Below are 5,717 nucleotides of genomic sequence, written 5' to 3' on the forward strand. Positions count from 1 at the left end.
GGCTCTTATCCACGGATTCATCATAATATATCCTTACTCACACCAAATGGCTGGATAAACTGCTCTTCATTTGAGGATGCAAATGGAAGAGTTTATTATGACTGGATACCTGTTATAAAGCTGTGGTCGTGATAAAAATGAAGGAAGACAAAAATCAAAAGGAGATGAAAAGAAAAACTTTGGGTGGAATGTTGTTAATATGCTTGGTGTTATGTGTTAATGGGACAGTGAGCGCAGAGGATACTACCAATAAAAAAATTTTATTTGATGAATCACATCATCAGTTTTGGTGTAACTGTATAGATGCCGGATTAGCTGACTTTGCCACAGAGTTGCGTAATAATGGATATCAGGTAGATAGAGTAACCGATGGACCACTCACGTATGATAAATTAAAAGACTATGATGTCTTTGTTTTGCCAAACGGGTTTGTGGGAAAACATTCCTTTGACGAAGGGGTTAAATTACTTACGGACGATGAGATAAAAGCGATAAAGAAATTTGTTACTGAAGGTGGAGGACTTTTCTTATTTGGATGTGGATGGTCTTGGGTGGATTACACCCATCTTTCCATAGAAAAAGCTCCGGTTAATCAAATCGGGAAAGAATTGGGAATTAAGCTGAATGACGATATTATATACGACTCTACCAATCGTTACCCAGATTGTAGCGAAGGTTGTCCGATTTTTCACAGACCGTTCATCAAAGAACATTCAATAACAGAAGATGTATATAAAATCACCAATTGTGAAGGTTTGCCAAGTTCATTAACCATCAGTGACCCCTCAGTGAATATTATAATTTCTGGAGATGAAGATTCCTATATGGGATATAGGGGCAAATATTATAACAAGGGCGAAAAGCCACCTTTCATTGCAGTAGCTGAATATGGAAAAGGCAAGATAGTTTTTGCCGGGCATGAAGGATTTTTATCAAGCGCTGATGAAAACAACGACGGAATCAAAAATCTTTACGAATATGACAATAAAAGATTGGGGTTAAACATTATAGACTGGCTTGCATCATATCCAAGACCTTTCTCCATTAAAATAGACCACATCGAGTATCCAACCGAGGTAGATACAAGCAAAAGCTTTACAATATCCGTAACTGTTCGTTGCTCTTTTAGCGTCTCAAATGATGCTATGGTTCAAGTGTATGAGCATGCTGGAGCTCTCCTCGGGCAAAATATAGAACCTCTTTCTGGAACAAGTTCAAAAACATATACCTTCAGCTTAATTGCGCCATCTACACCCAAAACTTGGAAATTAAATATTCACACGTTTTATAGAGGAGAGGGACCGGGAGGATGGGTTCAAGATGATATCGAGACTATCTACGTAAAAGTCAAGCCAAAACCAACTCCTACACCATCCCTCGCCAAAGAGACCGCATCAAAGTTAATAAATACAGTCTCAACGAAAATAGACGCATTAAAACGCAAAAATGTAGACACTTCGGTAATTGAGCAAGCCTTGAGCAAAGCAAAAGATTCTTACGAGTCCGAAAAATACGATGAAGCTTACGAACTCGCACAGAACGCTCAGAAGATGGTTGATGATGCTTATGAAACAGCAGGCTACATCGAATCAGCACAATCGGAAATTGACGAAGCGAAATCCATAAGTGCAGATGTAACCCATGCAGAAAGCAAGTTAAAAGATGCAAAGGATGCATTGAACAAAGGAAATTACGAATATGCGAGGTTATGGGCTGATGAAGCTTCGGAACTGGCAAAACACGCAAGTGCTGGTTCTGTTAAGATAATAGACCTGAAGGCGCTGGCAACAAAATATGACCAGCGTACCGTAGCAATATCGGGAACTATTCGTGATATAAAAACCGTTTATGGAAAGGGATATACATTTGCATTAGACGATGGAAGTGGTATGATCTCGGTTGTTTATGAAAGCGGTTTGGGCGACATAGCAGAGGGTGATAAGGTAACGGTAAGCGGTATATTCCAGGCTTCAGCAGGAAGTGTTGTTGCAGATAATGTGCAGAAATCGGGAGTTGGAGGTGTGCCCGGATTTGAAGCGATATTCACAATTGCGGGATTGTTAGCGGTGGCGTATTTGATTAGAAGGAGAAAGGAGGTATAAAAATGGGGGATAAAATCGCTATGAAGATATTGGCAATTTCAATCGCTTTAGTGTTGGTTGGAAGTACTATCGCTATTGGTGCAAATCCAAAGGAATCGAATTCAAGTGTATTGAAAACAACCCAAAGCATTCCAGAAAGCAGTTCAGGCTTAACTGAATTATACTATGACGATGGTGATGTAGATTTCGGGTGGTCTTCTACACATCCAGGAGGAGTTGCTGTTCTTTTCACTCCTCCTGCCACACCCTGGATTCTCTCAAAAATAAAAGTATCAGGCTGGTATTCCGTATCAGAGGGCACTTTTTATGTCGAAGTTTGGGATAACAATCGAAATGACCTTTTTTCTAAATCCTACAAGTATAGCGATTATTTCAAGCTAAATCAAACAGCCTGGATTGAAATTGATATTCCTGATATTACGGTTATGGATGACTTTTACATCTGTGTATTTACAAATTGGGAGTCCCCGGATAGTCACATCCTTTGGGTAAGCGCTGATAATGACCCGCCAATAAGCCTGCGTTCTTACTACGTAAACATGAATACAAATGAAATAAACTCTCAGGAGACGGATAAAAATTGGATGATAAGGGCGGTTGGAACAACCGAGGGGATCAGTATAGAATCAGCAAAATGTTCAGTAGTTGAATCAGAAAGAACAGAGCTCGCGGTTGTCGGTGTTCCGGGTCATACATTCAATATTATTGTTCCCGCAAATGCAATTTTCCCGGGTGGTTTGAAGTATAACCCTCCTGTGAACACGACAGGTCCTGCCACGATAAGCGATACAATAGATGAGGATGGAATGAGAAGGTATGTCGTCTATTTTACCAGTGCAGGGACATGCACGATAACGGTTGTTGATACTATTACTAGCGTGAGTGATAGTGAGGATATAGAAGTAAGAGAGAAGGCAGTTTGCTTTGATATTCCACGAACAATAGTAATTGGCGAAGCGTTTAATATAAAGGGGCATGCGAATATAGGCACTACGGTTGATATTTTCGTTAATGATGTGCTTTACGCCCCACTGAATGACCTTGTAATAGACGAAAATTGCGAATTTGACGTAGAAGTAATTGCAAACAGCAGTATAGGCATGGACACACCCAGAACAGTAAAACTAAAAGCATGGATAGATTGCCCCAAGAATCCAGGTGCTGCACCGCCAGCAGAATCTGCTCATGGGGAGGTTGAAATAGAGTTGATAGAAAACCTGCTGTTAAATTCGAACTTTGAAGAAAGATTGAGATACTGGTATCAAACGGGAGGAACTGCGTATTATTCGGTGGACACTTGCGCTGTTAGTGGAAGTTATTGTGTAAAAGGGGTTGAAATGGAAAAAAGCAACCTTGGGAGATTTTATCAGAATGTAACGGGAAAATTAGAACTAGGGAAAACATATAAGATAAGTGGGTGGATTAAAACAGAAAATGTAGAAGGGTGTGTGGTAATTGGTCTTGATTATGTTGATGATACTGGTTGGACACCCGCAGATGGTTATGTGAGAGAAACAGGTTATGTCAATGGAACAAAAAATTGGTGGTACTACGAAAGCGAACCTTTCACTCTCTCGCCGATGCCCAAAGATTGCACCTGGCTTTGGTTCTTATTCGATTTTAATGCGGGAACCGGGACTGCATGGTGGGATGAAGTGGCGCTCTATGAAGTAACAGGGCTTCCAGTTCATAACTTAAATACAGGCGAGAACTTCTCATCTATTCAGGCTGCGATTGATGATTACGATACAAAGGATGGGCATACGATAACGGTGGACGCTGGGACTTATAATGAGAATGTGGATGTGGATAAGTCAATTAATTTAACAGGAATTGATTATCCAGTAGTTGATGCAGGTGGGAATGGAAATGCCATTACTGTTACTGCTGATAATTGCACTATTAATGGTTTTAAGATCGTTAACAGTGTTAATGGGCTCTACTTATCAAATAGCGATAATAACAGAATAATTGGCAATATTGCCTCAAGCAATGATAATGGGATTTCTCTATCATTTTCAAGCAATACTATTTTAGAAAATAATACATTATTGAATAATAGTAATGGAATTTATCTTCATGCTAATAGTAGTTACAATAGAATAACAAATAATACAGCCAAAATGAATGGTCGAGGAATTGCTTTCGTAGATGCACACAATAATATAATATCAAATAACAATGCTTCAAATAATAACATAGATGGGTTTTATTTATTTAATTCTACTTATACTCAGATAACATTCAACACTGCGAATTTAAATCGATACCGAGGCATTGTAATAACTGCTGGTAGTAACCATAACACGGCAACACGAAATACTGCAAATTCAAACAAATTAGACGGTTTCGGATTATCTTGGAGCAATACCAATATTTTATTTGATAATGAAGTGGCTAACAATTCAGCAGGTATTGTTTTAGTTGCATCAAACAATACCATACTCAATCATAATCACATAACAAACTCGAAGAATGACGGAATATCTTTGTCCTCTTTATCAAACAATAACACGCTCATTGAAAATAATGTCTCGAAAAACTTTGACGGAATCCATCTATCTTATTCTTCCAATAACAGTATCATAAACAATAGCGTTAGCTTCAATAGTTTTGATGGAATTCGTCTCCTCTCTTATTGTTCTAACAACAGCATTATAAACAATGATGCCTCGAATAATGAGTACGAAGGAATTTGCCTCTATGATAAATCTTCAAATAATAGCATTATAAACAATGATGTCTTGAACAACGAGTTTGGAATCCGCATTCTATTTGATTCTTCCGACAATATCATCACAAACAATAACGCCTCGAATAACACGGAGGGAATTATCCTCTATAGGGATTCCAATAACAACAGCATCATAAATAACAACGCATTGTACAACGAATACGGCATCATCCTGCACTCTTCAAGCAATAACAACGTCATATATATTAACAACTTCATAAACAACACAGATAATGTTTATTCTGTATGGTCAACCAACATCTGGAACTCCACCGAAAAAATAACCTACACCTATAAAGGAAAAACTTACGAGAACTATCTCGGCAACTACTGGAGCGATTATAACGGAACAGATGAAAACAACGATGGAATTGGTGATACACATTACCCCATAGATTCGGATAAGGACAATTATCCGCTGATGAAGCCTTTTGAGATTTACCACCTTGCACCAACAGAAAATATCTTCGATACAGGTCCAAGCGAAAATCCATACCCAAGCATAATGGGAAACCATACTGGCACAATCACGCCAAATCAAACGATTAATGTATCCAAACTTTACACATATCCCTGCTCAGGCACAGGCGGTCATGCCGAATACGCAAGGATTTATAACGATTCATGGGGTATCGAGACTTTACCATGGGAAGGCTATGGAGGAGATTGGTATAATCTTTCTTTCAATGAACCTTTTAAGTTGTACGCAGATGAGGAGTATAAATTCACAATAATAACGGGCTCTTATCCACAGGTTCATCATAATACATCCTTACTCACACCAAATGGCTGGATAAACTGCTCTTCATTTGGGGATGCAAATGGAAGTGGGGTGCACCCCTGTTAGTATACAACTAGTTAAGAAACAGTATTTAAAACTT

Annotated in this window: 2 protein-coding genes; both read left to right on the forward strand. The window is 38.7% G+C overall.

Annotated features, from left to right (window positions below):
- Window positions 1-137: 137 nt before the first annotated feature.
- Window positions 138-2,102 (forward strand): PGF-CTERM sorting domain-containing protein, encoded by a 1,965-nt coding sequence (locus J7J62_03520; GenBank protein MCD6124224.1) that lies wholly within the window; start codon window positions 138-140, stop codon window positions 2,100-2,102.
- 2 nt (window positions 2,103-2,104) lie between these two features.
- Window positions 2,105-5,683 carry a right-handed parallel beta-helix repeat-containing protein gene (locus tag J7J62_03525; GenBank protein MCD6124225.1) on the forward strand — a complete coding sequence of 1,193 codons (3,579 nt, stop codon included), beginning with the start codon at window positions 2,105-2,107 and terminating at the stop codon, window positions 5,681-5,683.
- Window positions 5,684-5,717 lie beyond the last annotated feature (34 nt).

Source organism: bacterium, assembly GCA_021159335.1.
In the GTDB taxonomy this organism is placed as follows: domain Bacteria; phylum UBP14; class UBA6098; order B30-G16; family B30-G16; genus JAGGRZ01.